The following is a 17,514-nucleotide window of genomic DNA, read 5'->3' as shown; positions in this document are numbered from 1 at the left end:
GACCCCGGACCCGCCCAGCCCGTGCGGGCCGTGACCTATCACGGAGGTTGCGAGACGTGAAACCCCTACGCACATCGAGGCGCCGGTTGGCCGCGCTCTCGGCTGTTGCCGCCGCCACGCTGCTGGCCACCTCGGCCTGCGGCGGGGGCGACAGCGACAAGGAGGGCGGCGGCGAGTACAACGCGGGCGTCAACAAGGTCGCCAACGCCTCCAGCAAAAAGGGCGGGACCCTGAAGTTCGTGGGTGTCCAGGACGCCGACTCCTGGGACACCACCCGCATGTACTACGGCTTCGTCTTCGACTTCTCGCGGTTCTACAGCCGCCAGCTCGTGAGCTACAGCCCCAAGCCGGGGAAGAAGAGCCTGGACCTGAAGCCCGACCTGGCCACGGACAACGCGCAGATATCCGAGGACGGCAAGGTCTACAAGTACACCCTGAAGAACGGCCTGAAGTGGGAGGACGGCAAGCCGATCACCTCCCAGGACGTCAAGTACGGCATCGAGCGCCAGTGGGCCCAGAAGACCCTCTCCGGCGGCCCGACCTACATCAAGGACGTCCTCGACCCGGACGGCAAGTGGAAGGGTCCCTACGAGGACAAGGGCGGCTTCGACGCCATCAAGACGCCCGACGAGAAGACCATCGAGTTCCACCTGCCGAAGGCCAACGGCGACTTCGAGCAGATGCTGGCGATGCCCACCAACTCGCCGGTGCGCAAGGACAAGGACACCAAGTCCAAGTACACGCTGCGCCCCTTCTCCTCGGGTCCGTACAAGTTCAAGTCGTACACCCCGAACAAGTCGCTGCTCCTGGTCCGCAACAAGCACTGGGACCGCAACAGCGACACGCTGCGCAAGGCCCTTCCGGACAAGGTCAAGGTCACGCTGCTCACCAACCCCGACGAGCGCGACAAGCGCCTGATCAACGGTGACGCGGACCTCGACCTCAACCAGCGCGGCATGGAGGTCCAGGGCCGGCAGACCGCCCTCAAGCAGCACAAGGGCAACGTGGACAACCCGCAGACCGGGTTCATCTCGTACGTGGCCTTCCCGCAGAGCGTGAAGCCCTTCGACAACATCCACTGCCGCAAGGCCGCCATCTACGGCACCAACCACAAGTCGGTGCAGACCGCCCGCGGTGGCCCCACCGCCGGTGGCGAGCTGGCCGTCAACATGCTGCCGCCCACCGTTCCGGGCGCCGACCAGAACGACGACCAGTACGGCATCCGCAAGAACGGCGGAGCCGCCGACGTCGCGAAGGCCAAGGAAGAGCTCGAGAAGTGCGGTAAGCCGAAGGGCTTCAAGACCACGCTGGCCGTGCGCAACACCGACAAGGCCGACGTGAAGTCCGCCGAGGCCATCCAGGCGTCGCTGAAGAAGGTCGGCATCAAGGTCGAGCTGGACGAGTTCGACGGCTCGCAGGGCTCCTCGATCGTCGGCAACCAGGCCACGGTCAAGCGCAAGGGCTACGGCATGGTGCTCTACGGCTGGGGCCCGGACTTCCCCAGCGGCCAGGGCTACGGCATCGAGCTGTGGCACAGCTCCAAGATCCGTGACAACGGCAACAACAACTACGCGCTGATCGACGACCCGAAGATCGACAAGGGTCTCGAGGACGCCATCGCCGAGCTCGACCCGGCGAAGGCCGCCGAGAAGTACGCCGAGGTCAACCACCGGGTCATGGAAGGCGGCTACTACCTGCCGCTGACCTACCTGAAGGTCGTCCAGTGGCGCTCGGACCGGCTCACGAACGTCTACGCGGCCGACTCCTTCAGCGGCTGGTACGACTTCGCGTCCCTCGGCGTCAAGTGACACAGGGGGTCCCCGGACCCTCGAAGTTCGCCACCGACATCACCATCTGACGGCGCCACCCGCCGCTGGCACGAAGGGCAGGTGAAGGCCGCTACGGGCGGCCCGGCCGCCGACTCCCGACCGGGGAGCGGCCGGGCCGCCGCCGGGCGGCCGGAGAGCAGTGCTCACATACCTCATCAGGCGGCTGTTCGCCGTCGCAGTGATGCTGGTCGTCATCATCCTGGCGGTCTTCTGCATCTTCTTTCTGATCCCCAAGTGGTCGGGGATCGATCCGGCCACCATGTTCGTCGGTAAGCAGGCCGACAAGGAGAGCGTCGAAGCCGTTCGCGAGAAGCTCCAGTTGGACGATCCGGTCCTGGTCCAGCTCTTCGAGTTCTTCAAGGGCATTTTCGTCGGCCGGGACTACACCTCCGGTGGCGACACGACGCACTGCTCCGCCCCCTGCTTCGGATACTCCTTCCGCACCGAGCAGGAGATCTGGCCGGTGCTGACCGACCGGCTTCCGGTCACCCTCTCGCTGGCGCTGGGCGCGGCCGTCATCTGGCTGATCATCGGCCTGGCCGTCGGCGTGCTCTCCGCACTCAAGCGGGGCAGCCTCTGGGACCGGCTCGCCATGACCGGCGCGCTGGCCGGCGTCTCGCTGCCCGTCTACTTCACCGGTCTGATCTCGCTGGCGGTCTTCGCCTACCAGCTCGACCTGGTGAGCAACACCTTCACCCCGTTCGGCGACGACCCCGTCAAGTGGTTCAGCGGCATGATCCTGCCCTGGGTCACCCTCGCCTTCCTCTTCGGCGCCATGTACGCCCGGCTGACCCGGGCGACCATGCTGGAGGTGATGGGCGAGGACTACATCCGTACCGCCCGCGCCAAGGGGCTCAAGGAGCCGGTCGTCATCGGCAAGCACGCCATGCGCTCCACCATGACGCCGGTCCTCACGCTCCTCGGCATCGACATCGGCGCCCTGATGGGCGGCGCGATCCTCACCGAGACCACCTTCAGCATTCCCGGACTCGGTCAGGCCGTGCTCAAGGCGATCACCGATCGCGACCTCCCGCTGATCCTGGGCGTCACCCTGATCACCGCAACCGCCGTCGTCATCGCGAATCTCATCGTGGACCTGCTGTACGGCGTGATCGACCCACGAGTGAGGCTGGGATGACCGACCACGAGCACAAGTCCCACAAGGACACCGAACCCGGCACGGACGCCACCCGCGTGGACGCGCCGCAGGCCGCCGCCACCGGCGCTGCCGGGGCCGCGATCCCCGAGCAGGGCACGGCACCGGACCTGACCGGTTCCGGCACCGCGCCGGGCGAACCCGAGCTGGACCAGCGCCCACCGTCCTCCTTCCTGGAGGTGCGCGACCTGCGGGTGCACTTCCCCACCCAGGACGGCCTGGTCAAGTCCGTCGACGGGCTCACCTTCTCGCTGGAGAAGGGCAAGACCCTCGGCATCGTCGGCGAGTCGGGCTCCGGCAAGTCCGTCACCTCGCTCGGCATCATGGGCCTGCACACGGTCGGCCAGTACGGCAGGCAGCGCCCGCAGCTCTCGGGCGAGATCTGGCTGGACGGCCAGGAGCTGCTCTCCGCCGACGCGGAGACGGTGCGCAAGCTGCGCGGCCGCGAGATCTCCATGATCTTCCAGGACCCGCTCTCGGCGCTGCACCCCTTCTTCACGGTCGGCCACCAGATCGTGGAGGCGTACCGCGTCCACCACGACGTCGACAAGAAGACGGCCCGCAGGCGCGCGATCGAGCTGCTGGACCGGGTGGGCATCCCCGAGCCCGGCAAGCGGGTCGACAGCTACCCGCACGAGTTCTCCGGCGGGATGCGGCAGCGGGCGATGATCGCGATGTCGCTGGTCAACAACCCCGAACTGCTGATCGCCGACGAGCCCACCACGGCGCTCGACGTGACGGTCCAGGCGCAGATCCTGGACCTGATCCGGGACCTGCAGCAGGAGTTCGGCTCGGCCGTCATCATCATCACCCACGACCTGGGCGTCGTCGCCGAGCTCTCGGACGACATCCTGGTGATGTACGGCGGGCGCTGTGTCGAGTACGGCACCGCCGAGCAGGTCTTCTACGAGCCGCAGCACCCCTACACCTGGGGCCTGCTGGGCTCCATGCCGCGCATCGACCGGGACCGTGCCGACCGGCTCATTCCCGTCAAGGGCTCGCCGCCCAGCCTCATCAACGTCCCGTCCGGCTGCGCCTTCAACCCCCGCTGCCCGTACGCGGACGTCCCCGGGGACGACGTCACCCGTACCGTCCGGCCGGAGCTGCGCGAGGTCAAGGACGGGCACCTGGCCGCCTGCCACATGGCGCAGGAGGACCGGGAGCGGATCTGGAACGAAGAGATTGCCCCGAAGCTGTGAGCGGCGTGAGTGAGGACGACGAGCCGATGACGAAACCCGTGAAGTCCCCGGGCTCCGAGCCGACGGCCGACTCCGCGGCAGCGCCGGGCCAGGGCGAGACGTTGCTGAAGGTCAGCGGCCTCAAGAAGCACTTCCCCATCCACAAGGGCCTCTTCAAGCGGCAGGTGGGTGCGGTGCAGGCGGTCGACGGCATCGACTTCGAGGTCCGCGCGGGGGAAACCCTCGGCGTCGTGGGCGAGTCGGGCTGCGGCAAGTCGACGATGGGCCGGCTGATCACCCGGCTGCTGGAGCCCACCGCCGGCTCCATCGAGTTCGAGGGCCGCGACATCACCCATCTGGGCGTCAGCGGAATGCGTCCGCTGCGCCGCGACGTGCAGATGATCTTCCAGGACCCGTACTCCTCGCTGAACCCCCGGCACACCGTCGGCGCCATCGTCAGCGCGCCGTTCAAGCTCCAGGGGGTGCAGCCGGAGGGCGGCGTCAAGAAGGAGGTCCAGCGGCTGCTGGGGGTGGTCGGGCTCAGCCCCGAGCACTACAACCGCTACCCGCACGAGTTCTCCGGCGGGCAGCGGCAGCGCATCGGCATCGCCCGCGCCCTGGCGCTCAGCCCGAAGCTGGTGGTGGCCGACGAGCCGGTCTCGGCGCTGGACGTCTCCATCCAGGCGCAGGTCGTCAACCTCCTGGACGATCTGCAGGAGGAGCTCGGCCTCACCTACGTGATCATCGCGCACGACCTGTCCGTCATCCGGCACGTCTCGGACCGGATCGCGGTGATGTACCTCGGCAAGATCGTGGAGCTGACCGACCGGCAGTCGCTCTACAACACGCCGATGCACCCCTACACCAAGGCGCTGATGTCGGCGGTGCCGGTGCCCGACCCGCGGCGCAAGGCGGCGGACAGCCGGGAGCGGATCCTGCTGCAGGGCGATGTGCCCTCGCCGATGAACCCGCCGTCCGGCTGCCGCTTCCACACCCGCTGCTGGAAGGCCACGGAGGTCTGCAAGACCAAGGAGCCGCCGCTGATCCCGCTGGCGACGGGCCACAACGTGGCCTGCCACCACCCGGAGAACGCGCCGGACCAGGAGCCGGGAGACACCGAGCTGCTGAGCGAGGCGGCCACCGCCAAGCGCTGAGCCCACCGGAGGGGCTGGTTCCACAGCCCCTCCGGCGCCGGCCTCCGTGGCCTTCGGGGCGGCGCAGGCGGGAGCCGGGGAGAGGCTCCGGGGGCGGTCCGGATACAAAGGAGCGGTGGAATCCCTCTTCAGTCCTCCGCTCCAACACTGGCTGGACATCGCCGGCATCTTCGTCTTCGCCGTCTCCGGGGCGCTGCTGGCCGTCCGCCGCAACTTCGACGTCTTCGGCATCGCCGTCCTCGCCGAGGTCACCGGCCTGGGCGGCGGCCTCTTCCGGGACGTGGTCATCGGTGCCGTACCCCCGGCGGCTTTCACCGATCTCGGCTACTTCCTCACCCCGCTCGTCTCGGCCGCGCTGGTCTTCTTCCTCCATCCGGAGGTGGAGCGGATCAACAAGGCGGTCAACGTCTTCGACGCGGCGGGGCTGGGGCTCTTCTGCGTGACGGGCACCCTCAAGGCCGACGAGTACGGGCTCAGCCTGACCTCCTCGGTCGTGATGGGGCTGGCCACGGCGGCGGGCGGCGGCGTGCTGCGCGACGTGCTGGCGAACGAGGTGCCCTCGCTGCTGCGCTGGGACCGGGAGGTCTACGCCGTCCCGGCGGTCATCGGTTCCAGCGCCGTGGCGCTGCTGATCCACCTGGACGCGGTACGTCCCGCCACGGCGGTGGGCGCGGCGCTGCTGGCCTTCGTACTGCGGCTGCTGGCCCTGCACTACAACTGGCGGGCGCCGCGGGCGTGGAAGCGCAGCAGCGCGACGGTGGACGCGGAGGCGGCGGGGGGTACCCCGGAACCACCCCCTACCGAGCAGTAACAAGTTCGGTGTACCGTCGCCCCATGTCCGACGCACCGTCCTGCACCGCCGTATCCGCCGCTCCCGCCGGCAGCAGCGAGTTCGACCGCGACACCGCGGTCCGCACCCTGCGCCCCGGCGTCCACGAGGCGCAGCTCTCCCCGGGCTGGGCCATCGGCACCGCCCTGAACGGCGGCTACCTGCTGGCCGTGGTGGGCCGCGCCCTGCGCCAGGCCCTTCCGCACCCGGACCCGTTCACCGTCACGGCCCACTACCTCACGGCCACCACCGCGGGCCCCGCCACCGTCCGCACCTCGGTGGCCCGCGGCGGGCGCACCGTCTCCACCGCCTCGGCCGGGCTCTTCCAGCGGGACGAGAGCGGTACGGAGGTGGAGCGCATCCGGGTCCTGGCGACCTACGGCGAACTGGACGCGCTCCGAGGCGAGGTGCGCACCAGCGCCAAGCCGCCCGCCGTCCCGCCGCAGGAGCAGTGCTTCCGGGCCACCGACCACCCCGGCGGCGACGCGGCCGTACCCGAGATGGGGCGCCGGCTCGACCTCCGCCTCGACCCGGAGACCTGCGGCTGGGCGCTGGGTGCGCCCAGCATGCGCGGCGAGATCCGCGGCTGGCTCGGACTCGCCGACGGGCGCGACCCGGACCCGCTCTCGCTGCTGATGGCGGTCGACGCGCTGCCGCCCACCGGCTTCGACCTGGGCCTCACCGGCTGGGTGCCCACCGTCGAGCTCACCGCCCATGTGCGGGCCCGCCCGGCGCCCGGTCCGCTCCGCATCGCCATCACCACCCGCAATCTGGCAGGCGGATTCCTGGAGGAGGACGCCGAGGTGTGGGACTCCGCCGACCGCCTGGTCGCGCAGTCGCGGCAACTGGCACGCGCGTAGCGCGGGCGGGGCGGCGGAGGCGGCCCGGGTGACAGGTGCGGGCGCCTCGATGTCGCTTTTCGTCCGATGTGCTTACGTAGGTCGGGAAAGTTTGTCTGCCCGAGAGAAAGCGACGCACGTGACCTACACAGTGAAGAGCACGCTTCCGGAGTCGGACCTCAAGACCGTCGCCGAGGCCCTGCAGGGCACGCTGCTGGACCTCATCGACCTCTCCCTCGCCGCCAAGCAGATCCACTGGAACGTGGTGGGGCCGCGCTTCCGCTCCATCCACCTCCAGCTCGACGAGGTCGTCGACACGGCCCGCCAGTACTCCGACACCGTCGCCGAGCGGGCCTCCGCGCTCGGCGTCAGCCCCGACGGCCGCTCCACCACGGTCGCGGGCGGCAGCGCCGTCAACACGGTCAAGGAGGGCTGGCTCCCCGACAACGACGCGGTCCGCCTGATGGTCGAGGCCCTCGGCGCCGTCATCACCAAGGCCCGGGAGCGGATGAAGGCCGTCGGCCCGGTCGACCCCGTCACCGAGGACGTCTTCATCCAGCTCACCGGCGTCTTGGAGAAGGAGCACTGGATGTTCCAGGCGGAGAACCGCGGCTGAGCCGCTCCGGGCCGGTACCGGCCGGGCCCCGGATCCGCCCGGCGGGCGGGTTCCGCTGTCCGCGGGCCGCGGCGCGGGCGCCCGGGACTCCCGGCCGGCTCCGGCCGGGGGCACGGACGACGAGGCGCGTACGCTGCCACGCGCCGGTCGTGCGCCCCGTGGGGAACCGTAGGATTGGGGAACCATGGCTGACTCCGCCCACCCCGTCTATCTCGACCACGCCGCCACCACGCCCATGTGGCCCGAAGCGGTGCGGACGATGACCGAACAGCTCGCGGTCGTCGGCAACGCCTCCTCGCTGCACGGTGCGGGACGGCGGGCCCGGCGCACGGTGGAGGAGGCCCGCGAGTCGCTCGCGGCCTCGCTCGGGGCGCGCCCCAGCGAGGTCGTCTTCACCGCCGGCGGGACCGAGGCGGACAACCTCGCCGTCAAGGGGCTCTACTGGGCCCGCCGGGACCAGGACGCCCGCCGCACCCGGGTGCTGGCCGGGCCGGTGGAGCACCACGCCGTGCTGGACGCCGTCGAGTGGCTGGCCGAGCACGAGGGCGCCCGCCTGGAATGGCTGCCGGTGGACGGGTACGGCAGGGTGCACCCCGAGGCGCTGCGCGAGGCCCTCGCACGCGATCCCTCCGATGTCGCGCTGGCCACCGTCATGTGGGCGAACAACGAGATCGGCACGGTCTCCCGGATGCCGGAACTCGCCGAGGTCGCCGCCGAGTTCGATGTTCCGCTGCACTCGGACGCGGTGCAGGCGTTCGGGCAGCTCGACCTCTCCTTCAGCGGCTCGGGGCCGGCCTCGATGGCCGTCACCGGCCACAAGACCGGCGGCCCCTACGGGGTCGGTGCGCTGCTGCTGCGGCGCGAGTACGCGCCGGTACCGCTGCTGCACGGCGGGGGCCAGGAGCGGCACGTGCGCTCCGGCACGCTCGACACCCCGGCCATCGCCGCGTTCGCCACGGCCGCACGGGTCTCCGTCGAGCGGCGGGCCGACTTCGTCCGCGAGGTGGGCGGACTGCGGGACGCGCTGGTGGCGGCCGTCCGCGACGCCGTACCGGACGCGGTGCTCAACGGCGACCCGGACCCGGCCGGGCGGCTCGCGGCCAACGCGCACTTCTCCTTCCCGGGCTGTGAGGGGGACTCGCTGCTGCTGCTCCTGGACGCGCAGGGGATCGCGTGTTCGACCGGTTCGGCCTGCACCGCGGGCGTCGCCCAGCCCAGCCACGTGCTGCTGGCCACCGGCACCGAACCCGACCTGGCCCGGGGCACCCTCCGCTTCTCGCTGGGCCACACCACCACCAAGGCGGACGTGGACGCGCTGGCGCAGGCGATCGGCCCGGTCGTCGCGCGGGCCCGCACGGCGGGGCTGAGCTAGCCGCACCGGACGATGCCGCCCGCCCGGCCACTCGCCCCGGCGGTCACTTGTCCCGGAGCGTGCTCTCCACCCGCATCTCGGTGCGGACCATCCGCAGGTACTTGTCCCAGTCCCAGTGCCGCCCCGGATCGGTGTGGTCGGCGCCCGGCACCTCGTTGTGGCCGATGATGTGCCGCCGGTCGGCGGGGAAGCCGTAGCGGGAGCAGATCCCCGCCGTCAGCCTGGCGGAGGAGCGGTACATGGCGTCCGTGAAGTCCTGCGGACGGTCTATCCAGCCCTCGTGCTCCACGCCGATGCTGCGCTCGTTGTACTCCTTGTTCGCCGCGTGGAAGGCGACGTCCAGCTCGCGGATCATCTGGATGATCTGCCCGTCCTGGCAGACGATGTAGTGCGCCGCGGCCCGGTGCTCCGGGTCCCGGAAGACCTTCACGGCCGCCGCCGCGCTGCCCTGCGTGACATGCACGATCACCCGGTCGATGCCGTAGTCCGCGGGCCGGTCGCCGCGGCGCATGTTCGCGTCGGCTGCGGCCACCCAGCGGGCGCGGGTGTCGTCCACCTCGCCCTCCAGCCGCGGCTTGTCGTTCCCCGGCATCCGCCACCACCAGCGCTTGAGCTCCTGCTGGGTGGCCACCCCGAGCACGCCGAGGCCCACGACGGTGCTGCCGCCGATCAGCAGCCGCCGCCGGGCGACCCCGCGGCCGCGGGCGCCTCCCGGGCCGCCGTCGCCGGAGGCGCCGGTGCCCTCGTCCGGGCCGCCGGGACCGGCCTCCCGGCCCTCGCCGGGGCCGGACCCGGAGCCGTCCGCCGGGCCGTTCTCGTGTCCGTCATCCGCCGCTGGTCCCATGCGCTCCCTAACGCGTTCGGGTGGCCGGGAGGTTCCGTCTACCCTGGAGGGCGCTATGACTACTGCATCCTCGCGGGGCACAGCCTCCGCGCGCCCGCTCCGTGTGCTGGCCGCCATGTCCGGCGGGGTCGATTCCGCTGTCGCGGCGGCCCGTGCCGTCGAGGCCGGACACGACGTGACGGGTGTGCATCTGGCTCTGTCCGCCAACCCTAAGTCGTTCCGCACGGGTGCGCGCGGCTGCTGCACCATCGAGGACTCGAACGACGCACGCCGCGCCGCCGACGTCATCGGCATCCCCTTCTACGTGTGGGACCTGGCCGAGCGCTTCCGCGAGGACGTGGTGGAGGACTTCGTCGCCGAGTACGAGGCGGGCCGCACGCCCAACCCCTGTCTGCGCTGCAACGAGAAGATCAAGTTCGCCGCGCTGCTGGACAAGGCGCTGGCGCTGGGATTCGACGCCGTGTGCACCGGCCACTACGCCACCGTTGTGACGCGTACGGACGGGCACCGGGAACTGCACCGAGCGAGTGACCAGGCCAAGGACCAGAGCTATGTGCTGGGGGTACTGGACGAGCGGCAGCTCAGCCACGCGCTGTTCCCGCTGGGCGACACCCTCACCACCAAGGAGGAGATCCGCGCCGAGGCCGCCCGCCGCGGTCTGGCCGTGGCGAAGAAGCCCGACAGCCACGACATCTGCTTCATCGCCGACGGCGACACCCAGGGGTTCCTCGCCTCCCGGCTCGGCCGGGCCGAGGGCGACGTGGTCGACGAGTCCGGCGCCAAGGTGGGCAGCCACGACGGCGCCTACGGATTCACCGTCGGCCAGCGCAAGGGCCTGCGGCTGGGGCACCCGGCCCCGGACGGCAAGCCGCGCTATGTGCTGGACATCTCCCCGGTCGACAACACGGTCACCGTCGGCCCCGCGGCCTCCCTCGACATCGCCGCCCTCACCGCGGTCCGCCCCCGCTGGTGCGGTGCGCCCCCGGCGGACGGCCCCCGCCCCTACACGGCGCAGCTACGGGCGCACGGTGCCGAGACGCCGGTGGAGGCGGAGCTGGCCGACGGTGAGCTGCGGGTGCGGTTCGCCGCTCCGGAGCGCGGTGTGGCACCTGGGCAGGCGATCGTGCTCTACGACGGCACCCGGGTGGTCGGCTCGGCGACGATCGACCGGACGGAGCGCGCCGTCCCGGCGGTCTGAGCCGCGCAGTGCCGTCCCGGGGGCGGGCCGGAGCCCCCTGCCCGCGCGGAGGGCCCGGCGCCCGCCCGGGGCCCGGGGCCGCGCAGCCCGGGCGCCGCGGTCTCAGGCGCCGAGCAGCTCCAGTGCCTGCGGGCCGTCGTCGGCGAAGCTGACGAGGTCCGCCAGCGGGACGGGCAGGAAGCCCTCGGCCTCCATCCGCGTCATCTGCTGCTGGAGGCCGTTGTAGAAGCCCGCGGTGTTGAGCACCACCACCGGCTTGCTGTGCATGCCGTGCTTGCGCAGTTCCAGGATCTCGGTCGCCTCGTCCAGCGTGCCGGTGCCGCCCACCAGGACCACCACGGCGTCCGCGCGGTCCAGCAGGAGCGCCTTGCGCTCGGCGAGGTCGGCGGCGACGGCCATCTCGTCGGTGTCCGGCCGCGCCACGTCCCGCAGGAACTCCACCGAGACGCCGATCAGCCGTCCGCCCGCGCCTTGCACGCCGTCGGCCACGACCTTCATCAGCCCCGAGTCCGAGCCGCCCCACACGAGGCTGTGCCCCCGCTTGCCGAGGAGTTCGGCGAACTCGCGGGCCGCTTCGGTGTAGACGCTGTCGAGTTCGGCGGCCGAGCAGAAGACGCAGATGTTCATGGGGGTCGAAGAGGCCATGGGCCCCAGCTTAGAGCCGGCCGCCCGGGGCCCGGGAGACAGGCGGTGCCGACCGCCGGACGAGCGCGGGGCGGCGGGCTGCGGGCCGGGTGGCGGAGTGCGTACGCTGTGGCACGCTCCCGGCGCACGCGACGCGGCGCTCGGCGGGCGGCAGGCCGATTCAGGGGTGATTCAGGGGTGGGGGAGCGAAGTTGGACGCACGGCGGCGACGGTGGGCCTGGCTGACCGGGATCTGGGCGGTGCTCGTGGCGACCGGGAGCCTGCTGACGGTGAGCTGGCAGCAGGAGCCCGCTTCCGGTGGGAGCGGACCGGGTTGGTACGACGCGGAGGACGGCCCGGACTCCGGCCCCGGCTCCGGTGGCGGCGGGGACGGCGACGGCTTCCCGGGCAACCCCATGCACGGCAGCGTGCCGGGCGCTCCGCAGCCCGAGGAGGGCGAGCGGTACGGCGAACTCCGGCCGTCCCTCCGAGTTGTGCCCCCGGACGGTGGGTTCCGGGACTCGACCACTGCCCGGCCCGAGCCGGCGCCCAGCACCCGCCCCGGGTCGGAGATCCCACCCCGCAGCTGGCCGGCGCCCGATCCCGGACCGGGGCACTGATCCGCGGCGACGCGCCCGCCCTCCCCGGTGCGGACCGGGGAGGGCGGGCGGTCGTGCGCGATGCGGGTCACCGCTGCGCCGAGAGGGCGCGGCCCATCAGCCCTTCGTCAGGGTGAAGCGGAAGATGCCCCAGGTCAGACGGCGCTTCTCACCGCCTTCGACCCAGTGCGCGAGCCCCTTCTTCATCTGGCTCAGGTAGTCGCTGCTGATCTTCGAGGCGAGCCCGTCGGCCTCCTGCCGTTCGGTCTCCTGCAGCACCCGCCCGTAGTGCCGCACGAGTTGCTCCCGCAGGTCCTCGAACCCTTCGTCCGAGTCCGCGTGCTCGGTCGGGGCGAAGCCGAGCCGGGTGAGCTCCCGCTTGTAGAAGCCGGGGGAGCCCATGTCGTCGAGGTGGATGCGGTCCAGAATGGGCTGGATGGCGCTGAAGTCGGTGTCGTCGGCGGCCATCGGGTCGGTGAAGACCAGTCGGCCGCCAGGCTTCAGGACCCGGCGGATCTCCTCCAGCACCCGCAGCCGGTCCCCGCTGTGCAGGAACGCGTCCTGCGACCAGACCACGTCCACGCTGGAGTCGGGGAACGGCACGCTCTCGAAGGAGCCGTCCACGACCTCGATCCGGTCGGTGAGGCCGCGCGCCGCGTTCAGCTCCTTGTGCCGCTGGTTCTCCACCTCGCTGAGGTTGAGGGCCTGGACCGTGCAGCCGAAGGTCTCGGCCAGGTAGCGGGCCGAGCCCCCGAAGCCGGCCCCGAGGTCGAGGACGCGGGAATCCCGGTCCAGGCCGAGCCCGGAAGCCATGCGCTCGACGGTGTGCCGGCTGGCCTCCGCGATGGGCTGCTCGGCATCGGCGTAGATGCCGACATGAATATCCTCCCCGCCCCACACGGAGGAATAGAAGGTGTCCGCGTCGGGGGAGTTGTAATAACTCCGCGCCGTCCCGACTGCGCCGCCGTAAGCGCCTTCTCCCGCATCCTCCGGGTGATATTCCTTCTCCGCGACATGCACGAAGAAGTCGGGCTGCTCGTCCCGGTAGGTGTGCTGGAAGTCGCCGTACGTCTCGATGCGCTGGAAGCCGACGTCCGACATGAGTCGCCGCGTGTAGTCCTTGCGGAGCGGGAACATGTTGAGGTGGTAGTCGGCGCTGCCGGCGAAGCGGTACCGCATGCGGCACAGCCCCTCGTCCACATATTCCGGCTCGACCGCGACGTCCTCGCCGCAGTAGTAGTACGTGTGCTTGCTGGAGTACCCGCGATCCAGAATCGCGTCGTAGTTGCGCTGATCCAGGATGAGGATTCCGTCGTGCTTCAGCATCGCGTAGAACTCGGCCAGCGCCTTCCGCCGGTCGCGTTCCGAGAAGAGATGCGTGAAGGAGTTGCCGAGGCACACGATAGCGTCGTACTCACCGTGAACGTCCCGGTTGAGCCAGCGCCAGTCGGCCTGGACGACCCGCAGGATGTGGTCGCCGTGCTTCATTCCGTTTTCGAACGCCATCGCGAGCATGTCGGCACTTCCGTCCGCGCTCACGGTTTCGAATCCGGCCTCCAACAGCCGTACCGAGTGAAACCCGGTCCCTGTCGCGACGTCGAGGACACTCCTTACTCCTCGCTTTCGCAGCAGGTCGATGAAGAAGTTTCCCTCGCTCTCCGCTCGCTTCTCCCAATCTATGAGAGAATCCCACTTCTCCACGAAGCTGGGGACGTATTCCTCTGTATAGTGTCCGGTTTCCCGGACCTCGACGGGGTTGTCTCCGAATTCCTGAGCCGGTCGCGCGGAAATGACGAAACCTCCAGTGGTAGAGACGGTGGCCCAAGGCGCGGTCCCCGAGGACGCACCAGGCTTCGGGCTCGGTGAACCGCGCGTGGTCTCCGGTGCATAGCTATCCAACCCCCGGAGATCTATGCCACCAACTGGCTGATGCATGCGTGCGATTGTCCGGAAAACGCGCTCCGACCAGCATCTTTCCGATTCCAGATTTTCGGCGGGCCGGTGGGGCCCACCTGCCGCAGCAAACAGGACAGTTGGGTATGCTGCGGCTGGCAGCACCACAATTCCGTACGACTCGTGGCATCCTCGTACAACACCGCACCGAGCTTGGTGAGCACTCATGGCCAAACGCACCTCCTCCGCTCTCTCCTCCGCCTCCTCCTCGTTCCGTGGTCGCGACATCGGTATAGACCTCGGCACCGCGAACACGCTGGTGTACGAACGCGGGCGCGGAGTGGTCCTCGACGAGCCCTCCGTCGTCGCGATCGACACCCGCACCGGAAAAGTGCTGGCGGTCGGCGCCCAGGCGCGCCAGGCCGTGGGACGAACTCCCGGATCGATCACCGCCACCCGCCCGCTCAAGGGCGGAGTGATCACCGATTTCGAGGCGACGGAGGGAATGCTGCGGTACTTCATCCGCGCCGCCCGCGACGGCGGCCGGGGCCGGGGCAGGTCGCCGCGGGTCGTGGTGTGCGTACCCAGCGGGGTCACCGGGGTCGAGCGGCGCGCCGTGCTGCAGACCGCCAGCCGCGCGGGCGCCCGGTCCGTGCGGCTGATCGAGGAGCCCATAGCTGCCGCGATCGGCGCCGGGCTGCCGGTGCACGAGGCGCGCGGCTCGATGGTCGTGGACATCGGCGGCGGCAGCACGGAGATCGCCATCATCTCGCTGGGCGGGATGGTCGTCTCCCGGTCGGCGCGGGTGGCGGGCGACGCGCTGGACGCGGCCATCGCCTCCTGGATCGAGCGGGAGTACACCATCGCCGTCGGCGAGCGGACCTCCGAGGAGATCAAGATGTCCCTCGGCAGCGGCGAGTTCGTCCCGGTGCGCGGGCGCGACAAGCACACCGGAATGCCCAAGGTGGTCCAGCTCTCGCCCGGGGAGATCGTGGAGGCCGTCGAGCGCCCGGTGCGCTCCATCGTGGCCGCCGTCCAGGCGGCGTTCGAGGAGTGCCCGCCGGAGCTGTACGGCGACATCATGGAGCGCGGCCTCGTCCTGACCGGCGGCGGCGCCCTGTTGCACGGGCTCGACGAGCGGCTGATCAAGGAGACCGGGATGCCGGTGACCATTGCCGACGAACCGCTGGGCTGCGTGGCCCTGGGCACCGGACGCTGCCTGGAGGAGTACGACAAACTGGAGTCGATCTTCGCGGCCTGACGGCGCGCGCGCCGCTCCCGGGTCCGCTCCCGGGTCACGGCCGCGCGCCGCCCGCCCCTCCGGTGAGCCGCCCCGCGGCCGGATCACCGGGGTGCGGGATCATGGGGGCATGGCAACACATGTGATCACAGGCGCGGGCTCCGGGATCGGTGCCGAGGTGGCCCGCCGCCTCCTGGACCGCGGCGACACCCTCTACCTGCTCGCCCGGAACGCGGGCCGGGCCAAGGAACTGGCCGCCCGGTTCGAGGGCGCCCGCACCCTGGTCGGCGACCTGGCCGAACCGGGCCGCCTCTCCTGGGCGTTCGAACACCAGGCGCTCCCCGAGGAGGTCGACTCGCTGCTGCACATCGCCGGAGTCGTCGAACTGGGGACCGTCGGCGAGAGCACCCCCAAGCTCTGGCAGGCCACGCTCGCCGCCAACCTGATGGCGCCCGCCGAGCTGACCCGGCTGCTGCTGCCGCAGCTCCGCCGCTCCCGCGGCCACGTCGTCTTCGCCAACTCCGGCGCCGGACTGCGCGCCAACCCGGAGTGGAGCGCCTACGCGGCGAGCAAGCACGGCCTCAAGGCGCTGGCGGACGCACTGCGCGGCGAGGAGGGCGGCAACGGGGTCCGCGTCAGCTCCGTCTACCCCGGGCGCACCGCCACTCCCATGCAGGAGAAGGTGCACCGGCAGGAGGGCAAGGACTACGAACCCGCGCGCTACATCCCCGCGGAGGCGGTGGCCACCAGCATTCTGACGGCCCTGGACCTGCCCAGGGGCGCGGAGATCACAGACCTGTCCGTGCGGCCCGGAGGCTGACCCGGTGAGCGAGAGCACGCAGACCGGCGGCGCCCTGCCGTGGGGTCCCGCGGCAGCCGGCGGCATCGGGTCCATGCCCGGCACGGACGCCCGTGAGGCGGCCAGGACGGTCACCGGCGCGTTCGAGGCGCCGCAGCACCTGCCCCACCTGCCGGAGCTGCCGGCCAGGGGGCCGGGCGCCGACATGCTGGGCCGTACCGCGGGCCTGCTGGCCGAGATGTACGTCCACCTGGAGCCCAGCGGCTGGCGGATCAGCGACCGGCCGGGCCGGGACACCCGCCGGGCCCGCGCCTGGCTGGGCGAAGACCTCGACGCGCTGGAGGAGTTCACCCAGGGGTACGGCGAAGGGGAAGCGCCGCGGGGGCTGAAGGTGTCGGCCGTGGGGCCCTGGACGCTGGCCGCCGGGCTGGAGCGGCGCAACGGCGAAGCCATGCTGGGCGACAGCGGAGCGGTCCGGGACCTGGCCGGCTCGCTGGCCGAGGGGCTGGCGGCGCACCTGGCGGACGTGCGGCGCAGGGTGCCGGGCGCGGTGCCCGTGCTGCAGTTGGACGAGCCCTCCCTCACCGCCGTGCTGCGCGGCAGCGTGCGCACCGCCAGCGGGTACCGCACCCATCCGGCCGTGGACCGGGCGGTGGTCGAAGGGGTGCTCCGCGAGCTGCTCGCGGTGCACGACGGTCCCACGGTCGTGCACTCGTGCGCGCCGGGTGTGCCGCTCGGTCTGCTGCACCGGGCCGGCGCGGACGCCGTCTCCCTGGACCTCTCTCTGCTCACCGAGCGTGACGACGAAATGATCGGTGCGGCCGTGGAGGGCGGGCTGCGGCTCTTCGCGGGTGTCGTACCGTCCACCGCGCCGGACAGCGGGGCATTGTCAGACCCTGCCGGTAGCGTCGGGGGTGTCAGGTCGTTGTGGCGCAGGCTCGGGCTGTCCCCGGGGCTGCTGGCCGAGTCCGTCGTGGTCACCCCCACCTGCGGGCTGGCGGGGGCCTCGCCCGCGTACGCGCGGCAGGCGCTCGCCCACTGCGTCCGGGCAGCACGAGCACTCGCTGACAACCCTCAGTGACGGGAGGACCCACGGTGGCGGGCGAAGAGGACGGAACGGTCCCCGCGCAGCAGCGGGAGGAGCACCAGCGCCTCGCGGAGCAGGTCGAGGAGCACCGCTTCCGGTACTACGTCAAGGACGCACCGGTCGTCAGCGATGCCGAGTTCGACCGGCTGCTGCGGCGACTGGAGGCGCTGGAGGAGGAGCACCCTGCGCTGCGCACCCCGCAGTCCCCGACCCAGAAGGTCTCCGGGCGGTACGAGACGGAGTTCACGGAGGTCGCC

The 17,514-nt window shown here is 71.2% G+C and carries 17 protein-coding genes; 14 read left to right on the top strand and 3 right to left on the bottom strand.

Annotation, left to right across the window (positions count from 1 at the left end):
- Positions 1-56: 56 nt before the first annotated feature.
- The 8 genes from BMX65_RS20760 to BMX65_RS20725 all read left to right on the top strand — a co-directional run bounded on the left by BMX65_RS20760 (position 57) and on the right by BMX65_RS20725 (position 8,973).
- Positions 57-1,808 carry an ABC transporter substrate-binding protein gene (locus tag BMX65_RS20760; protein ID WP_075001862.1) on the top strand — a complete coding sequence of 584 codons (1,752 nt, stop codon included), beginning with the start codon at positions 57-59 and terminating at the stop codon, positions 1,806-1,808.
- Positions 1,809-1,968: 160 nt separating this feature from the next.
- Positions 1,969-2,967 (top strand): ABC transporter permease, encoded by a 999-nt coding sequence (locus BMX65_RS20755; RefSeq protein WP_075001861.1) that lies wholly within the window; start codon positions 1,969-1,971, stop codon positions 2,965-2,967.
- A complete protein-coding gene (locus BMX65_RS20750; protein WP_239502227.1) occupies positions 2,964-4,184 on the top strand; it encodes an ABC transporter ATP-binding protein in 1,221 nt (406 codons plus the stop codon). The genes BMX65_RS20755 and BMX65_RS20750 overlap by 4 nt, the downstream gene beginning before the upstream one ends.
- A gap of 26 nt (positions 4,185-4,210) precedes the next feature.
- Positions 4,211-5,317, top strand: a complete 1,107-nt coding sequence (locus tag BMX65_RS20745; RefSeq protein WP_075002011.1) for an ABC transporter ATP-binding protein — start codon at positions 4,211-4,213, stop codon at positions 5,315-5,317.
- Positions 5,318-5,432: 115 nt separating this feature from the next.
- Positions 5,433-6,128 carry a trimeric intracellular cation channel family protein gene (locus BMX65_RS20740; protein ID WP_075001860.1) on the top strand — a complete coding sequence of 232 codons (696 nt, stop codon included), beginning with the start codon at positions 5,433-5,435 and terminating at the stop codon, positions 6,126-6,128.
- A 23-nt stretch (positions 6,129-6,151) separates the two neighbouring features.
- Complete coding sequence (locus BMX65_RS20735) at positions 6,152-7,006, top strand: thioesterase family protein (RefSeq protein WP_075001859.1); 855 nt, start codon at positions 6,152-6,154, stop codon at positions 7,004-7,006.
- Between the two features lie 118 nt (positions 7,007-7,124).
- A complete protein-coding gene (locus tag BMX65_RS20730) occupies positions 7,125-7,601 on the top strand; it encodes a Dps family protein (RefSeq protein WP_075001858.1) in 477 nt (158 codons plus the stop codon).
- 184 nt (positions 7,602-7,785) lie between these two features.
- Entirely contained in the window at positions 7,786-8,973 is a 1,188-nt protein-coding gene (locus BMX65_RS20725; protein WP_075001857.1) for a cysteine desulfurase family protein, read from the top strand.
- A 43-nt stretch (positions 8,974-9,016) separates the two neighbouring features.
- Here BMX65_RS20725 and BMX65_RS20720 read toward each other — a convergent pair whose 3' ends face one another.
- On the bottom strand, positions 9,017-9,817 hold the full coding sequence (locus BMX65_RS20720; protein WP_079172007.1) for an N-acetylmuramoyl-L-alanine amidase: 801 nt from the start codon (positions 9,815-9,817) through the stop codon (positions 9,017-9,019).
- A gap of 55 nt (positions 9,818-9,872) precedes the next feature.
- Between BMX65_RS20720 and mnmA the strand changes: the two genes are divergently transcribed.
- Complete coding sequence (gene mnmA / locus BMX65_RS20715; protein WP_075001856.1) at positions 9,873-11,015, top strand: tRNA 2-thiouridine(34) synthase MnmA; 1,143 nt, start codon at positions 9,873-9,875, stop codon at positions 11,013-11,015.
- A gap of 102 nt (positions 11,016-11,117) precedes the next feature.
- On the opposite strand, the gene BMX65_RS20710 is transcribed toward mnmA, so the two are convergent.
- Positions 11,118-11,642, bottom strand: coding sequence for an LOG family protein (locus tag BMX65_RS20710; RefSeq protein ID WP_075001855.1), 525 nt, complete (start codon positions 11,640-11,642; stop codon positions 11,118-11,120).
- A 209-nt stretch (positions 11,643-11,851) separates the two neighbouring features.
- On the opposite strand from BMX65_RS20710, the gene BMX65_RS20705 reads away from it, so the two are divergent.
- Entirely contained in the window at positions 11,852-12,259 is a 408-nt protein-coding gene (locus BMX65_RS20705) for a hypothetical protein (RefSeq protein WP_075001854.1), read from the top strand.
- A 96-nt stretch (positions 12,260-12,355) separates the two neighbouring features.
- Here the strand turns inward: BMX65_RS20705 and BMX65_RS20700 are convergent, their stop codons facing one another.
- Positions 12,356-14,029, bottom strand: coding sequence for a glycine/sarcosine N-methyltransferase (locus BMX65_RS20700; protein WP_455569779.1), 1,674 nt, complete (start codon positions 14,027-14,029; stop codon positions 12,356-12,358).
- 328 nt (positions 14,030-14,357) lie between these two features.
- Between BMX65_RS20700 and mreB the strand changes: the two genes are divergently transcribed.
- From mreB to BMX65_RS20680, 4 genes are all read left to right on the top strand, one after another.
- Positions 14,358-15,392: a rod shape-determining protein gene (gene mreB / locus BMX65_RS20695; RefSeq protein WP_075001853.1), complete on the top strand. Its 1,035-nt coding sequence runs from the start codon at positions 14,358-14,360 to the stop codon at positions 15,390-15,392.
- Positions 15,393-15,501: 109 nt separating this feature from the next.
- The gene (locus tag BMX65_RS20690) at positions 15,502-16,191 is read left to right on the top strand and encodes an SDR family oxidoreductase (protein ID WP_075001852.1); all 690 of its coding nucleotides are present in this window, start codon (positions 15,502-15,504) and stop codon (positions 16,189-16,191) included.
- A 73-nt stretch (positions 16,192-16,264) separates the two neighbouring features.
- Positions 16,265-17,251 carry a methionine synthase gene (locus BMX65_RS20685; RefSeq protein ID WP_075002008.1) on the top strand — a complete coding sequence of 329 codons (987 nt, stop codon included), beginning with the start codon at positions 16,265-16,267 and terminating at the stop codon, positions 17,249-17,251.
- Positions 17,252-17,265: 14 nt separating this feature from the next.
- Positions 17,266-17,514 (top strand): DNA ligase LigA-related protein (locus tag BMX65_RS20680; protein ID WP_425315513.1); only part of this gene is annotated, 249 nt, incomplete at its 3' end.

The sequence above is a fragment of the Streptomyces qinglanensis genome, assembly GCF_900111245.1.
Taxonomy (GTDB): domain Bacteria; phylum Actinomycetota; class Actinomycetes; order Streptomycetales; family Streptomycetaceae; genus Streptomyces; species Streptomyces qinglanensis.
Note: the sequence above shows the minus strand (reverse complement) of the source record. Positions and strands in the feature narration are given on the sequence as shown.

What these genes read in the sequence shown, in the direction of transcription:
- BMX65_RS20690 (WP_075001852.1), top strand. Translation starts at nt 15,502, where the DNA reads ATGGCAACACATGTGATCACAGGCGCGGGCTCCGGGATCGGTGCCGAG.
- BMX65_RS20745 (WP_075002011.1), top strand. Translation starts at nt 4,211, where the DNA reads ATGACGAAACCCGTGAAGTCCCCGGGCTCCGAGCCGACGGCCGACTCC.
- BMX65_RS20710 (WP_075001855.1), bottom strand. Translation starts at nt 11,642, where the DNA reads ATGAACATCTGCGTCTTCTGCTCGGCCGCCGAACTCGACAGCGTCTAC.
- mnmA (WP_075001856.1), top strand. Translation starts at nt 9,873, where the DNA reads ATGACTACTGCATCCTCGCGGGGCACAGCCTCCGCGCGCCCGCTCCGT.
- BMX65_RS20725 (WP_075001857.1), top strand. Translation starts at nt 7,786, where the DNA reads ATGGCTGACTCCGCCCACCCCGTCTATCTCGACCACGCCGCCACCACG.
- BMX65_RS20720 (WP_079172007.1), bottom strand. Translation starts at nt 9,817, where the DNA reads ATGGGACCAGCGGCGGATGACGGACACGAGAACGGCCCGGCGGACGGC.
- BMX65_RS20750 (WP_239502227.1), top strand. Translation starts at nt 2,964, where the DNA reads ATGACCGACCACGAGCACAAGTCCCACAAGGACACCGAACCCGGCACG.
- mreB (WP_075001853.1), top strand. Translation starts at nt 14,358, where the DNA reads ATGGCCAAACGCACCTCCTCCGCTCTCTCCTCCGCCTCCTCCTCGTTC.
- BMX65_RS20685 (WP_075002008.1), top strand. Translation starts at nt 16,265, where the DNA reads ATGCCCGGCACGGACGCCCGTGAGGCGGCCAGGACGGTCACCGGCGCG.
- BMX65_RS20735 (WP_075001859.1), top strand. Translation starts at nt 6,152, where the DNA reads ATGTCCGACGCACCGTCCTGCACCGCCGTATCCGCCGCTCCCGCCGGC.